Raw genomic sequence first — 17,089 nt, forward strand, 5'->3', positions numbered from 1 at the left:
GGAACACAACAACAAGGACCCGCCATGTTCGAAATCACTCGCCACCCCGTGCCCGATGCCGTGCGCCAGAGCGCCCACCTGGATAACGACGACTACCTGCGTTTGTACCAGCAGTCGATCGAGCAGCCGGAAACCTTCTGGGCCGAGCAGGCCAAGGCCTTTCTCGACTGGAGCAAACCCTGGGACAGCGTGCAGCAGGGCGACCTGCTCAGCGGCTCGGGCTCCTGGTTCAAGGGCGGGCAGCTGAACGTCAGCTACAACTGCATCGACCGCCACCTGGAAAAGCGCGGCGAGCAGATCGCGCTGATCTGGGAAGGCGACAACCCCAGCGAATCGGCGCACATCACCTACAAGAAACTGCACCACAACGTCAGTCGCCTGGCCAACGTGCTGAAAAGCCGTGGAGTGAAAAAGGGCGACCGAGTGTGCATCTACATGCCGATGATCCCCGAGGCCACCTACGCCATGCTCGCCTGCACGCGCATCGGTGCGGTGCATTCGGTGGTGTTCGGCGGTTTCTCCCCCGACGCGCTGCGTGACCGTATTCTCGATGCCGATTGCCGCACGGTGATCACCGCCGATGAAGGCGTGCGCGGCGGCAAGTACGTGGCGCTCAAGGCCAACGTCGACAAGGCGCTGCAAAGCTGCCCGGCCGTCAGTACGGTGGTGGTGGTCGAGCGTACCCAGGGCGAGATCGACTGGGTCGACGGCCGCGACATCTGGTATCACGAAGCGCTACGTGAAGCCTCCGGCGATTGCCCACCAGAGCCGATGGACGCCGAGGACCCGCTGTTTATCCTCTACACCTCCGGCAGCACCGGCAAACCCAAGGGCGTACTGCACAGCACTGGCGGCTATCTGCTGATGGCGGCGATGACCCACAAGTATGTGTTCGACTACCACGAGGGCGATATCTACTGGTGCACCGCCGACGTCGGTTGGGTCACCGGGCACAGCTATATCGTCTACGGCCCGCTGGCCAACGGTGCGACCAGCCTGATCTTCGAAGGCGTACCCAATTACCCCACCGCCTCGCGCTTCTGGCAGGTGATCGACAAGCATCAGGTGAACATCTTTTACACCGCACCCACCGCTTTGCGCGCGCTGATGCGTGAAGGCAGCGGCCCGGTCGAATGCACCGAGCGCACCAGCCTGCGCCTGCTCGGCAGCGTCGGCGAGCCGATCAACCCGGAAGCCTGGGAGTGGTACTTCAACGTGGTCGGCGAACGCCGCTGCCCGATCGTCGACACCTGGTGGCAGACCGAAACCGGCGCGATCCTGATCACCCCACTGCCCGGCGCCACCGACCTCAAACCCGGCTCGGCGACCCGGCCATTCTTCGGCGTGCAGCCGGTACTGCTGGATGAGCAGGGCAAGGAGATTGAGGGCGCAGGCTCGGGCGTACTGGCAATCAAGGACAGCTGGCCGAGCCAGATCCGCAGCGTCTACGGCGACCATCAGCGGATGATCGACACCTATCTGAAGCCCTACCCCGGTTACTACTTCAGCGGCGACGGCGCACGCCGTGACGAAGACGGTTACTACTGGATCACCGGGCGGGTGGATGACGTGATCAATGTCTCCGGCCACCGCATCGGCACCGCCGAGGTGGAAAACGCCCTGGTGCTGCATGACGCCGTGGCCGAAGCCGCCGTGGTCGGTTACCCGCACGACCTCAAGGGCCAGGGCATCTACGCCTTCGTCACGCCAATGAACGGCGTTGAAATCAACGACGCACTGAAGCAGGAACTCTTGGCCCTGGTCGGCAAGGAAATCGGCAGTTTCGCCAAGCCCGAGCTGATCCAGTGGGCGCCTGGCCTGCCGAAGACCCGCTCGGGCAAGATCATGCGGCGCATCCTGCGCAAGATCGCCTGCAACGAGCTGGAAAACATGGGCGACACCTCGACCCTGGCCGACCCGACGGTGGTCGACGGCTTGATCGAACAGCGCCTGAACCGATAACCGCCCCAGGGTTCAGGGTGGATCGCTAAAACGCGATCCACCCTGAACCTGCAAGCGAACAGCCTATCCCATGGAATTTCTCCGTCGCCGCATCGAAAGCCAAGTCCTTAGCCTCAGCGGCGTCGCCTTGGGGCAAATCGACTTTGAAAAGCCCCAGGACGACCCCGGCCTGTTCGGCCCCGACTCGGTGAGCTGGCAAGTGCATGGCGACTTCACCAGCATGCTGATCGGCGGCATCAGCGCCCTGCTCTTGCAAGCCCTGCACCCGCTGGCATTGGCCGGCGTATGGGATCACTCGAACTTCCGTGAAGACCTGCTCGGCCGCCTGCGTCGCACCGGCCAGTTTATTTCCGGCACCACCTACGGCTCGCGCGCCGATGCCGACTGGCTGATCGACAAGGTCAAGACCATTCACCTCAAGGTCACAGGCACCGCCCCGGACGGCCGCACCTATGCCGCCAGCGACCCGGCACTACTGACCTGGGTGCATGTGGCCGAGGTGCACAGCTTTCTCCAGGCCCACCTGCGTTACCGCAACCCACTGCTGAGCGAAGCCGATCAGGATCGCTACTACGCGGAAATCGCGCTGATCGCCGAACGCCTGGGCGCCACCCAGGTGCCGCGCTCACGCGCCGAGGTCGCCGCCTACCTGGCAACTGTGCGCCCCGAGTTGCGCTGCGACGAACGCTCGCTGGAGATTCTACGCATCCTGCTCAACGCGCCGGCTCCCAGCGCCCTCGCCGCCCCGGCGGCCAAGCTGCTGATGCAGGCTGGCATCGACCTGCTGCCGGCTTGGGCGCAGCAGATGCTCGGTCAGCAGATCAACCCGGCGCGCAGCCGGATGATCCACAGCGGCGTGAACAGTCTGGCCCCCGTGCTGCGCTGGGCAGTACGTGGCGGCGCTATCCACCGTGCGCGCAAACGCCTGAACCTGCCACCACGCTGACCGGCCGGTTCGCGTGCTGGCCGTAAACAAAGCCGCTGTGCCACCATAGCGACCTTTCGCGGCCAGCCGCGCCTGTCACTTGTGAGGATCGCGTTATGCAAGACGTCGTCATCGTTGCCGCCACCCGCACCGCCATCGGCAGCTTCCAGGGTTCGCTGGCGAATATCCCGGCACCGGAACTGGGCGCAGCGGTAATCCGCCGCCTGCTGGAACAGACCGGCCTGGACGGCGCGCAGGTCGACGAAGTGATCCTTGGCCAGGTACTCACCGCTGGCAGCGGGCAGAACCCGGCACGTCAGGCGGTGATCCTCGCCGGCCTGCCGCACGCCGTACCAGCGCTGACCCTGAACAAGGTCTGCGGCTCGGGCCTGAAAGCCCTGCACCTGGGCGCCCAGGCGATCCGCTGTGGCGACGCCGAGGTGATCATCGCCGGCGGCATGGAAAACATGAGTCTGGCCCCCTACGTCATGCCTGGCGCGCGCACGGGCCTGCGTATGGGCCACGCCAAGCTGGTCGATACGATGATCACCGACGGCCTGTGGGACGCCTTCAACGACTACCACATGGGCATCACCGCCGAGAACCTGGTCGACAAATACGGCATCAGTCGTGAAGAACAAGACGCCTTCGCCGCCGCCTCGCAGCAGAAGGCCGTGGCCGCCATCGAAGCCGGGCGCTTTGTCGATGAAATCACCCCGATTCTGATTCCCCAGCGTAAGGGCGACCCGGTGGCTTTCGCCACCGACGAGCAACCACGCGCCGGCACCACCGCCGAGTCCCTGGGCAAACTGAAACCGGCGTTCAAGAAGGACGGCAGCGTCACCGCCGGCAACGCCTCCAGCCTTAACGACGGTGCTGCCGCCGTGCTGCTGATGAGCGCAGATAAGGCCAAGGCCCTCGGCCTGCCGGTGCTGGCGAAGATCGCCAGCTACGCCAACGCCGGCGTCGACCCGGCGATCATGGGCATCGGCCCGGTCTCGGCGACCAAGCGCTGCCTGGAGAAAGCTGGCTGGCAACTGGCTGACCTCGACCTGATCGAAGCCAACGAAGCCTTCGCCGCCCAGGCTCTGTCGGTGGGCAAAGAGCTGAACTGGGATGCCAGCAAGGTCAACGTCAACGGCGGCGCCATCGCCCTTGGCCACCCGATTGGCGGCTCCGGCTGCCGCGTACTGGTCACCCTGCTGCACGAGATGATCAAGCGCGACGCCAAGAAAGGCCTCGCCACCCTGTGCATCGGCGGCGGTCAGGGCGTGGCACTGGCCATCGAACGGACCTGAAACTGTTGACCTTGCAGGAGGGGCTAATCAAGCCCCTCCCATAGAAAAGCGCAGTGGTAAACTGCGCACCTTCCTCATTCCGAGTCGCCGTGCATGCCCGCTCTCGATCAGGCGCTGCGCGCCGCCCTGCATAACCGTCACGAGCTGCTAGCCGAACTGCATCAGCAAGGCACTGACTGCTATCGCCTGTTCCACGGCAGCCAGGAAGGTGCCGGCGGTCTGACCATCGACCGTTACGGCCCGCAACTGCTGGTGCAGAGTTTTCACCAGAGCCTGAGTCGCGACGAGCTGCTCCAGCTGGCCGAGCAATGCCAGGCCAGCCTTGGCGAGCAATTGCTGCTGGTATACAACGACCGCTCCCAGGGCAACTCGCGCATTGATCGCAGCGACCCGGTCTACCAGGCCGAGCCGGCTGCACTGGAAGACCTGATCGGCCATGAATGGTGCCTCAACTACCGCGTACGTGGCCGCCATGCCGGGCAAGACCCGCTGCTGTTTCTCGACCTGCGTAACGCCCGTGGCTGGGTCAAAGCGCACAGCGCCGCTAAATCCGTACTCAACCTGTTCGCCTATACCTGTGGCGTCGGTTTGAGCGCGGCGGCCGGCGGCGCGCGGGAAGTGGTCAACCTGGATTTTGCCGAAGGCAACCTGGCCGTCGGCCGCGAGAATGGCGCACTCAACCCGCAGCTGGCTCCCATGCAATTTGTGCAATCGGATTATTTCCCGGCGATTCGCCAACTGGCCGGCCTGCCTATAAATGCGCGGCGCGGGCAGAAGCTGCCGCACTATCCGCGCCTTGAGCAACGCCAGTTCGACCTGGTACTGCTCGACCCACCGGCCTGGGCCAAGAGCGCCTTCGGCACCGTCGACCTGCTGCGCGATTACCAGAGCCTGCTCAAGCCGGCGATCCTCGCCACCGCCGAGGACGGCGTGCTGATCTGCTGCAACAACCTGGCAAAAGTCGCCATGGGCGATTGGCGCGAACAGGTGCTGCGCTGCGCGGAAAAACTCGGCCGCCCGGTGCGCGACTGGCAAGTGCTGCCGCCAGCCAGCGACTTCCCCTCGCAGGATGGCCAGCCACCGCTGAAAACCCTGATCCTGCAGTTCTAAGCCACTCGCAGCGTTAAGAAAATCCCCGCGCAGAGCCTCTGCGGAACTGCGCACGCGTGCCATACTCCAAGGCACTTCTCGTCGGGACAGATGACGTTCATATGCTTAAAGGAATAAAGCGCGCTGCCAGCGCCATTGCCATCGCCGTTACTCTCTACAGCCTGCTTGGCTTTCTGATTCTGCCCGGTATCGGCCTGCGTATCGCCAATCAGCAACTGGCGCAGTACGCCGCGGTACCGGCGTCCCTGCAACGCCTGCAACTCAACCCATTCAGCCTCGAAGTCAGCCTCTGGGGTCTGCAGATCGGTGAAGCCGAACAGCAGCAGATCGCCTTCGAACGGCTGTATGCCAACCTGCAACTCGACAGCCTGTGGAGCGGCATGCTGAATCTGGCCGACATCGAGCTGGACAAGCCGCACAGCGAAATTCTCTTCAGCCAGGATGGTCAGCTCAACCTGACGCAACTGTTCAAGCTGCCCGCCAGCCCGCAGCCGGCTGCCGAAGAGCCGGCTGGAGACCCCTTCCCACTGAGGATTGCGCGGATCAAGCTGAGTGGCGGCAACGTGCATTTTCAAGATCTGCGCCCTAGCGAACCCATCGAGTTTCTCTACGACGACCTCAACCTCGAGCTGTTCAACCTCAGCACCCTGCCCGATGACAATGCCGACATGAGCCTGGTGGCCACCGGCCCTACCGGCGGGCGGATTGACTGGAGCGGGCGCATCAGCCTGGTGCCGATCAGCTCCAGCGGCAGCCTGAAAGTCACCGACGGCAAGCTGAAAGCCTTCTGGCCCTATGTACGTGATGCCGTACCGCTGGTTCTGGAAGATGGCAGCATCAACCTCAGCAGCGATTACAGCCTGAACCTGGCCAAAGGCACCGAATTGCTGTTGAGCAACACCCAGCTCAACCTCAGCAGCTTTGCCATCAAGAGCCCTGCGGACAAACCGCTGCTGCGCCTGGCCAGCCTGGATATCAGCGAAACAAGCATCGACCTGGCCAAACAACAGGTCATCGTCGGCAAGATTCGCAGCCAAGCGCTGGAAACCTGGGCTGCACGCGAGGCCGACGGCCAGCTCGACTGGCAAAAGCTACTGGCCAGCCAGCCCGCCAAACCGGCTCCGGCTCCGGCTCCGGCTCCGGCTCCAAATGAGGGTGGCGCAGGCTCCACTGCAACGACAGAACCCGAGCCGATAGCTGAGCCCCCCGAGGCGCCGACTACACAGCAAGCTGCAGCGCTACAAACCGCCAGCGCAGCGCCACCAGAAGAGCCAAGCAAGCCCTGGCAGGTGATCCTGCGTGATGTGCAACTGCGCGACTATCAGGTGCACCTGGCCGACCGCGCCGCCGGGCAGGACGTGAAAATCGATCTGGCACCACTCAATCTCGACCTGAGCAACTTCGACAGCCTGGGCACCTCGCCCTTCACCCTCAAGCTCGACACTGGCGTGAACAAAACCGGGCAGATCAAGGCAGCAGGCCAGGTACAACTGACCCCGACCACGGCCAAGTTGCAGGTGGCCACCCGTGATATCGACCTGCGCCTGGCGCAGGCTTATCTGAGCCCCTTCGTACGCCTGGAACTGCGCAGCGGCAAGCTCGGCAGCGACCTGGCGATTAACCTGCAAAGCGTCGAAGCGCTGACCTTCAGCATTGCCGGGCAGGCCGAAATCAACCAGCTGCACACCCTCGACACCCTCAAGGACCGCGACTTCCTCAAGTGGCAGCAGGTGCTGGTGGAAGGTCTCGACTATCAACATGGCAAAGGACTGGCCATCGCCCAGGTCAAACTGCAGCAACCCTACGTACGCTTTATCATCAACGAAGACCTGACCACCAATATCAACGACTTGCTGGTGCCCCAGCCTGCCAGCAGCAAACCGGCCAATGCCGCGGCTGAAAAGCCACTTCCGATCCGCATTGGCGGAATCAGCATCAAGGACGGCTCGGCCAACTTCGCCGACTTCAGCCTGCGCCCCAACTTCGCCACGGCCATCGGCCAACTCAACGGCCAGATCGGCACCCTGGACAACCAGAGCCCGAAGGCGGCCAGCGTCGATATCCAGGGCAAGGTCGACAAGTACGCGCCGGTCAGCATCAAGGGCAAACTCACCCCGTTTGATCCGCTTAACAGCCTGGATATCGCCACCAGCTTCAAGAACGTCGAGCTGACCACCCTGACGCCCTACTCCGGCAAGTTCGCCGGTTTCCGTATTCGCAAGGGCAGACTCAACCTCGACCTGCATTACCAGATCGAGAAAGGCAACCTCAATGCCGAGAACAAGTTGCTGCTGGAAGACCTGCAACTGGGCGAGAAAGTCGACAGCAAGGATGCCATGGACCTGCCGATCCGCCTGGCCGTGGCCCTGCTCAAAGACACCCAAGGCAATATCGAGATCCAGCTACCGGTACAGGGCAACCTCAACAGCCCGGAATTCAGCGTGATGCCGATTGTCTGGCAAACCCTGCGCAATCTGGTGCTGCGCGCAGCACAGGCACCATTCAAGTTTATCGGCGGGCTGGTCAGTGGCGGCAGTGATGTCGACCTCAGCACCGTGCATTTCAGCGCAGGCGGCAGCGCGCTTGACGATAATGCACAGAAGACCCTGGACACCCTGGCCAGCGCCCTGAAAGAGCGCCCGACCCTGCGCCTGGAGATCGAAGGCATGAGCGCCCAGAGCAGCGATGGCCCGCCACTGGCAGCCGAACGACTGGAGCGTGAATACCAGAGCACCTGGTACAAGATCCTGCAGCGCCGCGGTGACAAAGTGCCCGCAGACCCGAGCGAACTGCAGGTGGATGAGGACGATAAAGCCGTGCTGCTTGAAGGCATCTACCGCGCACGCCTGAAACAGCAGCCGCCAGCCGAGTGGGCCAACCTGGCCGATGAGGAGCGCCACGCGAAGATGCGCGAAGGCGTGCTGCAATCCTGGTCGCAAAGCGGCCTGCTGCAACGTCAACTGGCTCAGGCGCGCGCCGCCGAGATCAAGAGCTACCTGGTTGAACGGGGCGGCCTGGCGGCCGAACGAATCTACCTGCTGGATGTCAATATGGCGCAAGCCGACGCCGATGGTCGCGTCGCCACCACCCTGCACCTGGGCAGCGAATAAGGTAGACGAAGTTGATGCGTACACGCTCGGTAATCCCGCTGCTCGTCTTGGGCGCAGCCAGCACCCTGGCGCAGGCTGAAACGCTGCGCTGCGGCAGCCAGTTGGTCAGCCTGGATGACCGCCGTTTCGAGGTGCTGCAAAAGTGCGGCGAGCCGGCTTTTCGCGACCTGGTGGGCTACTCTCTCGGCCCCAATGAACGGCGCGAATACCAGATCGAGGAATGGGTCTACGGCCCGGATAACGGCATGCTGAGCATCCTTACTTTCGAAGGCACGCGCCTGCGCGCTATCGAACGCCGTCGGAGCCGCTAACCGATGAAAGCCCTGATCAGCGTCCTGCTATTACTTGTACCTGTCTATACACTGGCCTCATCAACCCTGCGTTGCGACAGCGGGCTGATCAGCCTCGACGACAGCACCAGTGAAGTCAGCAGCAAATGCGGCGAACCGCTGAGCCGAGACTTTCTCGGCTATCGTGAAGTGCTGGATCAATACGGCTTTTATAATGAAGTCGCGGTTGAAGAGTGGTCATACGGACCACGCAACGGCATGTACCAATTTCTGCGCTTTCAAGGCAATCGGCTAATCAAGATCGACAGCAAACGCGGCAACTAGCACAACTCATTACTTTCCCAAACCACGATAAGGACACTGCACCATGCAACGGATAGCACTCAGCCTCACCCTGCTCGCTCTGGCAACCAGCGCGCAAGCCAGCACCCTGCGCTGCGAAAAAGGTATCGCGAGTACCGGTGACCGCACCACAGAGGTCGCCAGCAAATGCGGTGAACCGATTGCCCGCGACATGCTGGGTTACACCCTGGACGCCCATGGCAATAACGAATTCCTCGTAGAAGAGTGGGTCTATGGTCCGCGTAACGGAATGAACTATTACCTGCGCTTCGAAGGCGGCCGACTGAAGAGTGTGGAAAGCAAGCGCGGTAGCTGAGCCTTTTTAGCAGCCAACTAAAAAGCCCCGCTGATTATCAGCGGGGCTTTTTCACATAGGATTACAGCTTGTTGCTGAAATCACGCAGCTCATCCTGAGCCTTTTCCTTGGTCCAGCCGTAACGCTCCTGCAGCTTGCCTGCCAGGTATTCGCTATGGCCCTCAGCAACATCCAGATCATCGTCGGTCAGGTTGCCCCAACGCTCCTTGATGCGGCCATTTATCTGCTTCCACTTGCCTTTGATGATATCGGCATTCATTACGCTGTCCTCGTCGTTGAGTGGCGGCCAGACACTGTTACCGTGCCTGGCACACATCCATGGATTACTGGGCGGTTTCCAGGGCTTCGGCGGCTACAGCCTTAACACCTTTGATCTCTCCGGCCTTGGCGATCGCCAGGTCACGCTCAGCCGAGCTGGCCACAACACCGGACAGTGCCACTACCCCCTGATTAGTCTCGACCTTGATATCGAGGCCGCTCAGGTTGCTGTCGGCCAGAAAGGTCGATTTCACTTTGCTGGTGATCCAGGTATCGGAAACCGCATCTTCGGCCTTATCCATTGTTTCACTGGCAGCCAGCATCAGTGGTTGAGCGCTAGGAACACCGGCAGCCAGAACCGGTCCGGCGAGCAGTACACTCAGAGCGGTGGCGGTCATGGCGGTTACAGCAAAATGCTTGATTGGCGTTTTCATGGGTAAAGCCTCCTGCGTTTACTGAACAATCTGCAAGCCACTACGAGCTGCAGCCTCCCCAGTACTATCGCAAGCGCTGTGCCAACCCGATTAATGTAGTTTATCTATAAATATCAATAACTTATAAATAAATCAGAACCACATGACTCGTGCAATCTGCATGTTCGCCCGTAACACGCAAGGCATATTGCACGACACCTGTGGTCGCACAGCAGCATGGTCGCCCGGAGCTTTTTGCAGGCAAAAAAAGAGGGCCCCTGAGGGCCCTCTTTATGCAGCGCAAAGCGACTCAGCGATTAAACGCCCGAAGCCTTGGCAGCAGCAACGTCCTTAATGGACAGCTTGATACGGCCGCGGTTGTCCACGTCCAGTACCAGTACTTCAACTTCCTGACCTTCTTTGAGCACGTCGGTGACCTTCTCTACGCGCGCATCGCTGAGCATGGAGATGTGCACCAGACCGTCCTTGCCCGGCAGGATGTTGACGAATGCACCGAAGTCGACGATGCGCTCGACCTTGCCAACGTAGATCTTGCCGATTTCGGCTTCCGCGGTGATGCCCAGAACGCGCTGACGCGCTGCTTCTGCAGCTTCCTTGGTTTCGCCGAAGATCTTGATCGAGCCGTCGTCTTCGATGTCGATCGAAGCCTTGGTTTCTTCGCAGATGGCACGGATGGTCGCGCCACCTTTGCCGATCACGTCGCGAATCTTGTCCTGGTCGATCTTCATCGCGATCATGGTCGGTGCGTTGGCCGACAGTTCGCTGCGGGACTGAGCAATGACCTGGTTCATCTGGCCGAGGATATTCAGGCGCGCTTCCAGGGCCTGGCCCAGAGCGATTTCCATGATTTCTTCGGTGATGCCCTGGATCTTGATGTCCATCTGCAGCGCGGTCACGCCATTGGCGGTACCGGCCACTTTGAAGTCCATGTCGCCCAGGTGGTCTTCGTCGCCGAGGATGTCGGTCAGAACGGCAAATTTCTCGCCTTCTTTAACCAGCCCCATGGCGATACCGGCAACCGGCGCCTTCATCGGCACACCGGCGTCCATCAGGGCCAGGGAAGCGCCGCAAACGGAAGCCATCGAGGACGAACCGTTGGATTCGGTGATTTCCGACACCACGCGGATGGTGTACGGGAACACGTCGGCGGCCGGCAGCATGGCCTGCACCGAACGACGGGCCAGACGACCGTGACCGATTTCGCGGCGGCCGGTGGCGCCCATGCGACCACACTCACCGACCGAGTACGGCGGGAAGTTGTAGTGCAGCATGAAGGGGTCTTTCTTCTCGCCTTCCAGGGTGTCGAGCAGCTGCGCATCACGGGCGGTACCGAGGGTGGCAACCACCAGGGCCTGGGTTTCACCACGGGTGAACAGCGCCGAACCGTGGGTCTTGTCCAATACACCAACTTCGATGTTCAGGCCGCGCACGGTACGGGTGTCACGGCCATCGATACGCGGTTTGCCGTTGACGATGTTCTCGCGCACGGTGCGGTATTCGATTTCACCGAAAGCGTCTTTGACTTCACCAGCAGACGGCTGGCCTTCTTCACCGGAGAACTTGGCCACGACCTGATCTTTCAGCTCGCCCAGACGCGCATAGCGGTCCTGCTTGATGATGATGGTGTAGGCCTTGGAGATTTCCTCACCAAACTCACTGCGGATAGCATTGAGCAGCGCAGTGTTTTCCGCTTTCGGCTGCCAGTCCCAGGTCGGCTTGGCGGCTTCTGCGGCCAGCTCGGATACCGCTTTGATAACGGCCTGGAATTCGTCATGGGCGAACAGTACGGCGCCCAGCATCTGGTCTTCGGTCAGTTCTTTGGCTTCCGATTCAACCATCAGCACGGCGTCTTTGGTACCGGCCACGACCATGTCCAAGCTGGAAGCCTTGAGCTGCTCGTAGGTCGGGTTCAGCAGGTAGCCGGTTTCCGGATGGAAGGCTACACGTGCGGCACCGATCGGGCCGTTGAACGGGATACCGGAGATGGCCAGCGCAGCCGAGGTGCCGATCATCGCAGCGATGTCCGGATCAGTCTTCTTGCTGGTGGAAACCACGGTGCAGATGACCTGCACTTCGTTCTGGAAACCTTCCGGGAACAGCGGGCGGATCGGACGGTCGATCAGGCGCGAGGTCAGGGTTTCTTTTTCGCTCGGGCGCGCTTCACGCTTAAAGAAGCCACCGGGGATCTTGCCAGCTGCGTAGGTTTTTTCCTGGTAGTGCACGGACAGCGGGAAAAAGCCTTTGCTTGGGTCGGCAGTTTTTGCACCGGTGACAGCAACCAGTACGGTGACGTCATCGTCAACGGTGACCAGTACTGCGCCGGAGGCTTGACGGGCGATGCGGCCCGTTTCGAGGGTAACGGTCGATTGACCGAACTGGAACTTCTTGATTACCGGGTTCACGGTGTTTTCCTTCTCTTTGTTGCCCTTGGGGAAAGCGTTTCTTGCAGCCGTTGCTCAGCATGTGAACAGACGGGTCTTACAGAATGAGTGGGCGGTTACGGGAATCGGACCCGCTATCGTCCAAAACAGCCAAAGCAGAAAAGCAAAAGCTGGAAGCAGGGTAAACCCCACTTCCAGCTTCGGCAGTCAGCTACGCGTAAGCATTGCTTAGCGACGCAGACCCAGGCGACCGATCAGGGCGCTGTAACGACTGGTGTCTTTACCCTTCAGGTAGTCCAGCAGCTTACGACGCTGGTTAACCATACGGATCAGACCACGACGGCTGTGGTGATCTTTACCGTTGGCCTTGAAGTGGCCTTGCAGCTTGTTGATGTTGGCGGACAGCAGTGCAACTTGCACTTCCGGGCTACCGGTGTCGCCTTCAGCTTGCTTGTAGTCGTTAACGATCTGGGCTTTTTCTTCAACGCTGAGTGCCATGGGGCAATCCTCTCAGTTAGGCAACTGCCGAAACAGTCGCAATAGGCCGGGAATCGCTTCCCGTGTTTTTAAAGTGAGGTATGACCGCGCCTATTAACAGCCACCCTCGATACACGCAGACCAGAGCCGAAACCCCCTGTCTGCGCTACGGTCTTACTGACCGAATCAGCACCACAGGCCAGAAGCCTGCAGCAGCAACCCAGGCTAGGCCTTGGTTGAAATCAATCGACGCGGCGCAATACGCCCGTCTTCGCTCACTTCACCGATACCGATAAAGCGACCATTGTGATCCTGCACCCGAACCATGCCGAACTTCGGCGCTTCCGGGGCACGTACCGGCTGACCTTGCAGCCAGTAGAACGAACTGTGCTCGGAAAACTGCAGCAACGGCCAATGTTGCAAACCGCTGTCGACCGGCTGTAGAAACTGATCAACCGCTTCGTTGCCACCCTCAGCGTGCACCCGCTCCAGCTCTTCGAGCGTTACGGTGCGGCTCAGATCGAAGGGACCCGCTTTGGTTCTACGCAGCTCTGCAACGTGTGCACCGCAACCCAACAGGTGGCCAATGTCCTCGACCAGGGTGCGAATATAGGTGCCTTTGCTGCAATCAACCGCCAGGCGCGCTTGCTCCGCCTCGCAGTCCAGTAATTCCAGGCGCGCAATAGTAACAGAACGCGGCTCGCGCTCCACTACTTCGCCAGCACGGGCAAGCTTGTAAAGCGGTTGGCCATCACGTTTGAGCGCCGAGTACATCGGCGGTATCTGGCTGATTTCACCACGAAATTGTGGCAGCAGCGCTTCGATATCGGCGCGACCAACGGTCACCGGACGACGCTCCAGCACCTCGCCTTCAGCATCGGCGGTGGTAGTGGTGATGCCCAGTTGCATCAGGGTCTCATAGCCCTTGTCGGCATCCAGCAGGTACTGGGAGAACTTGGTCGCCTCGCCGAAGCACAGCGGCAATACGCCGGTGGCCAGCGGATCAAGGCTACCGGTGTGCCCGGCCTTCTCGGCATTGAGCAACCAGCGCACCTTCTGCAATGCGGCGTTGGAGCTAAAGCCCTTGGGCTTATCCAGCAGAATGATGCCATCGACGGCACGACGAATACGTTTCACCTGAGCCACGCGCTTACTCCTTGGCCTCGGTGGGTGCATCGTCATGCTGACGGTCTTCGCTGACGGCACGCTCGATCAGTGCCGACAGCTGCGCACCGCGAATCACGCTCTCGTCATAGTGGAAGCGCAGGTGCGGTACGCTGCGCAGCTTCATTGCGCGACCCAACTGCATGCGCAGAAAACCGCTGGCATCGTTGAGCACCTTGATGCTCTGCGCCACGCTGTCCACACCTTCCTGCGGCTCACCACCCATAACGGTGACGTACACCTTGGCATGGCTGGAGTCCCGGCTGACGTCCACTGCGGTGATGGTCACCAAGCCACCCAGGCGCGGGTCTTTGACTTCCATACGGATCAACTGCGCCAACTCGCGCTGTATCTGGTCGCCGATGCGCTGAGCCCGGCTGAATTCTTTGGCCATTTCTACTACCTTCACTCGCCACGCTGCCGCAAAAAGCAGCGGACCTAAAAGCGGCAAACGCCCGGCCGCGCAAAAGCGGGGCCGGGCGCTGCATGTTGCGACTCGTGCTTACAGGCTACGAGCCACTTGGACTTTCTCGAACACTTCGATCTTGTCGCCGACCTTAACGTCGTTGTAGCTCTTCACGCCGATACCGCACTCCATGCCATTACGCACTTCGGAAGCATCGTCTTTGAAGCGGCGCAGGGATTCCAGCTCGCCTTCGAAGATCACCACGTCGTCGCGCAGTACGCGGATCGGGCGGTTACGGTAAACCGTACCCTCGACCACCATACAACCGGCGATCGCACCGAACTTCGGCGAACGGAACACATCACGCACTTCGGCAATACCCAGGATGTTCTCGCGAACATCGCTGCCGAGCATGCCGGTCAGGGCTTTCTTGACGTCCTCGATGATGTCGTAGATCACGTTGTAGTAACGCATATCCAGACCTTCCTGCTCGACGATCTTGCGCGCGCCGGCATCGGCACGCACGTTGAAGCCGAACAGCACGGCGTTGGAGGCCAGCGCCAGGTTGGCATCGGATTCGGTGATACCACCGACGCCGCCACCGACCACACGCACTTGCACTTCATCGTTACCCAGGCCGCTGAGCGAGCCTTGCAGCGCTTCCAGCGAACCACGGACGTCGGATTTGAGGACGATGTTGAGCGTCTTCTTCTCTTCCTGGCCCATGTTCTCGAAGATGTTTTCCAGCTTGCCGGCGTGCGCACGGGCCAGTTTCACTTCGCGGAACTTGCCTTGACGGAACAGCGCGACTTCACGGGCTTTCTTCTCGTCAGCCAGCACGCTCATGTCGTCGCCAGCATCTGGAGTGCCGTCCAGGCCGAGAATCTCGACCGGGATCGACGGGCCCGCTTCTTTGATCGGCTTACCATTCTCGTCAAGCATGGCGCGGATACGGCCGTAGTTCGAGCCGATCAGCACCATGTCGCCTTGACGCAGGGTACCGTCCTGAACCAGTACGGTCGCTACCGGGCCACGGCCCTTGTCGAGACGCGATTCAACCACCACACCACGGCCAGGAGCCGACGGAGTGGCTTTCAGTTCGAGGATCTCAGCCTGCAGCAGTACGGCTTCGAGCAGCTCGTCGACGCCGGTACCGACTTTCGCCGACACAGGTACGAACGGCGTATCACCGCCCCACTCTTCCGAGGTCACGTTGTGTACCGACAGTTCACTACGGATGCGATCAAGGTCAGCACCCGGCTTGTCGATCTTGTTCACTGCCACCACCAGCGGCACGCCAGCTGCCTGGGCATGCTGAACGGCTTCAATGGTCTGCGGCATCACGCCGTCGTCGGCAGCAACCACCAGAATCACGATATCGGTGGCCTTCGCACCACGGGCACGCATGGCGGTAAACGCGGCGTGGCCTGGGGTATCGAGGAAGGTGACCATGCCGCGCTCGGTTTCTACGTGGTAGGCACCGATGTGCTGGGTAATGCCACCGGCTTCGCCAGCTGCAACCTTGGCGCGACGGATATAGTCGAGCAGCGAGGTCTTACCGTGGTCAACGTGACCCATTACGGTCACGACAGGAGCACGCGCAAAGGTCTCGCCTTCAAACTTCAGCGACTCTGCCAGGGAGTCTTCCAGTGCTGTATCGCTGATCAGGGTGACCTTGTGGCCGAGCTCTTCAGCAACCAGCTGGGCAGTTTCCTGATCCAGCACCTGGTTGATGGTCGCCGGGGTACCCAGTTTGAACATGAACTTGATGATTTCAGCGGCCTTGACCGACATCTGCTGAGCGAGATCGCCCACAGTGATGGTTTCGCCGATCTTCACGTCACGCACGATTGGCCCAGTCGGGCTCTGGAAACCGTGCTGGTTACGTTTCTTCAGCTTGGCCTTGCCACGACCACCGCGACGGAAGCCATCGCTTTCCTCATCGATGGTACGCGGAGCAACGCGCGGTGCCGGTGCCTTCTCTTTGACGGTCGGACGATGCTGGGTGGTCTTGCGCTCACCACCACGACGGTCGGCGTCATCATTACGCGCCTTGTCGGGACGACGTGGCTCGTCTTTCTTGCGTTCCTCGACAACCGGCGCAGCAACCACTGGCAGCTCGATTTCGACAACCGGAGCAGCTTCAACAGGCGCCTCAACAGCAGCAGGCGCTGCGGCCGCACGCTGCGCATCCTCAGCAGCGCGCTGCTTGGCTTCTTCTTCCGCCTTCAGGCGCGCCGCTTCAGCAACAGCACGCTGCTCAGCCAATTCACGCTGCTTCTCTGCTTCAATTTCTTCGGCGCTGCGTTTAACGAAGGTTTTCTTCTTACGCACTTCAACGCTGATGGTTTTGCTACCGGCAACACGCAGAGTGCTGGTGGTTTTGCGCTGCAAGGTGATCTTGCGCGGCTCTTCCACTTTCTCGCCGTGACTGCTCTTGAGATAAGCCAACAGGGCTTGCTTCTCACTGTCGGTTACTGCTTGCTCGGCGCTTTTGTGCGGCAAACCAGCCTCACTCATTTGCTGCAGCAGGCGTTCAACCGGCGTATTGACCACTTGGGCCAGTTCTTTAACCGTGACTTGCGTCATGCATTTCTCTCCTCAGGCCGCAACTGC

Annotated in this window: 15 protein-coding genes; 8 read left to right on the plus strand and 7 right to left on the minus strand. The window is 60.9% G+C overall.

The window, feature by feature from the left end; translation table 11 throughout:
- Nucleotides 1–24: 24 nt before the first annotated feature.
- From acs to ACOCLD_RS17705, 8 genes are all read left to right on the plus strand, one after another.
- Nucleotides 25–1,962 (plus strand): acetate--CoA ligase, encoded by a 1,938-nt coding sequence (acs, locus tag ACOCLD_RS17670; protein ID WP_422910104.1) that lies wholly within the window; start codon nt 25–27, stop codon nt 1,960–1,962.
- A gap of 70 nt (nt 1,963–2,032) precedes the next feature.
- Entirely contained in the window at nt 2,033–2,908 is an 876-nt protein-coding gene (locus tag ACOCLD_RS17675; RefSeq protein ID WP_422910105.1) for an oxygenase MpaB family protein, read from the plus strand.
- A gap of 95 nt (nt 2,909–3,003) precedes the next feature.
- Nucleotides 3,004–4,185 (plus strand): acetyl-CoA C-acetyltransferase, encoded by a 1,182-nt coding sequence (locus tag ACOCLD_RS17680; RefSeq protein ID WP_422910106.1) that lies wholly within the window; start codon nt 3,004–3,006, stop codon nt 4,183–4,185.
- 93 nt (nt 4,186–4,278) lie between these two features.
- Nucleotides 4,279–5,295, plus strand: coding sequence for a class I SAM-dependent rRNA methyltransferase (locus tag ACOCLD_RS17685; protein WP_422910107.1), 1,017 nt, complete (start codon nt 4,279–4,281; stop codon nt 5,293–5,295).
- A gap of 101 nt (nt 5,296–5,396) precedes the next feature.
- Complete coding sequence (locus ACOCLD_RS17690) at nt 5,397–8,405, plus strand: DUF748 domain-containing protein (RefSeq protein ID WP_422910108.1); 3,009 nt, start codon at nt 5,397–5,399, stop codon at nt 8,403–8,405.
- A gap of 14 nt (nt 8,406–8,419) precedes the next feature.
- Nucleotides 8,420–8,716: a DUF2845 domain-containing protein gene (locus ACOCLD_RS17695; protein ID WP_422911837.1), complete on the plus strand. Its 297-nt coding sequence runs from the start codon at nt 8,420–8,422 to the stop codon at nt 8,714–8,716.
- A gap of 3 nt (nt 8,717–8,719) precedes the next feature.
- Entirely contained in the window at nt 8,720–9,019 is a 300-nt protein-coding gene (locus tag ACOCLD_RS17700; protein WP_422910109.1) for a DUF2845 domain-containing protein, read from the plus strand.
- Nucleotides 9,020–9,062: 43 nt separating this feature from the next.
- On the plus strand, nt 9,063–9,353 hold the full coding sequence (locus ACOCLD_RS17705) for a DUF2845 domain-containing protein (protein WP_160015927.1): 291 nt from the start codon (nt 9,063–9,065) through the stop codon (nt 9,351–9,353).
- Nucleotides 9,354–9,414: 61 nt separating this feature from the next.
- On the opposite strand, the gene ACOCLD_RS17710 is transcribed toward ACOCLD_RS17705, so the two are convergent.
- From ACOCLD_RS17710 to infB, 7 genes are all read right to left on the minus strand, one after another.
- Entirely contained in the window at nt 9,415–9,612 is a 198-nt protein-coding gene (locus ACOCLD_RS17710) for a CsbD family protein (RefSeq protein WP_392540561.1), read from the minus strand.
- Between the two features lie 64 nt (nt 9,613–9,676).
- Nucleotides 9,677–10,045 (minus strand): BON domain-containing protein, encoded by a 369-nt coding sequence (locus tag ACOCLD_RS17715; RefSeq protein ID WP_422910110.1) that lies wholly within the window; start codon nt 10,043–10,045, stop codon nt 9,677–9,679.
- A gap of 296 nt (nt 10,046–10,341) precedes the next feature.
- Nucleotides 10,342–12,447 carry a polyribonucleotide nucleotidyltransferase gene (gene pnp, locus ACOCLD_RS17720; RefSeq protein ID WP_233686452.1) on the minus strand — a complete coding sequence of 702 codons (2,106 nt, stop codon included), beginning with the start codon at nt 12,445–12,447 and terminating at the stop codon, nt 10,342–10,344.
- 207 nt (nt 12,448–12,654) lie between these two features.
- The gene (gene rpsO, locus ACOCLD_RS17725; protein WP_042554902.1) at nt 12,655–12,924 is read right to left on the minus strand and encodes a 30S ribosomal protein S15; all 270 of its coding nucleotides are present in this window, start codon (nt 12,922–12,924) and stop codon (nt 12,655–12,657) included.
- A gap of 204 nt (nt 12,925–13,128) precedes the next feature.
- The gene (gene truB / locus ACOCLD_RS17730; RefSeq protein WP_233686451.1) at nt 13,129–14,049 is read right to left on the minus strand and encodes a tRNA pseudouridine(55) synthase TruB; all 921 of its coding nucleotides are present in this window, start codon (nt 14,047–14,049) and stop codon (nt 13,129–13,131) included.
- Between the two features lie 4 nt (nt 14,050–14,053).
- Entirely contained in the window at nt 14,054–14,461 is a 408-nt protein-coding gene (gene rbfA / locus ACOCLD_RS17735) for a 30S ribosome-binding factor RbfA (RefSeq protein WP_257777523.1), read from the minus strand.
- A gap of 108 nt (nt 14,462–14,569) precedes the next feature.
- A complete protein-coding gene (infB, locus tag ACOCLD_RS17740) occupies nt 14,570–17,062 on the minus strand; it encodes a translation initiation factor IF-2 (protein ID WP_422910111.1) in 2,493 nt (830 codons plus the stop codon).
- Nucleotides 17,063–17,089: the final 27 nt, after the last annotated feature.

It is taken from the genome of Pseudomonas cimarronensis, assembly GCF_049331905.1.
Taxonomy (GTDB): domain Bacteria; phylum Pseudomonadota; class Gammaproteobacteria; order Pseudomonadales; family Pseudomonadaceae; genus Aquipseudomonas.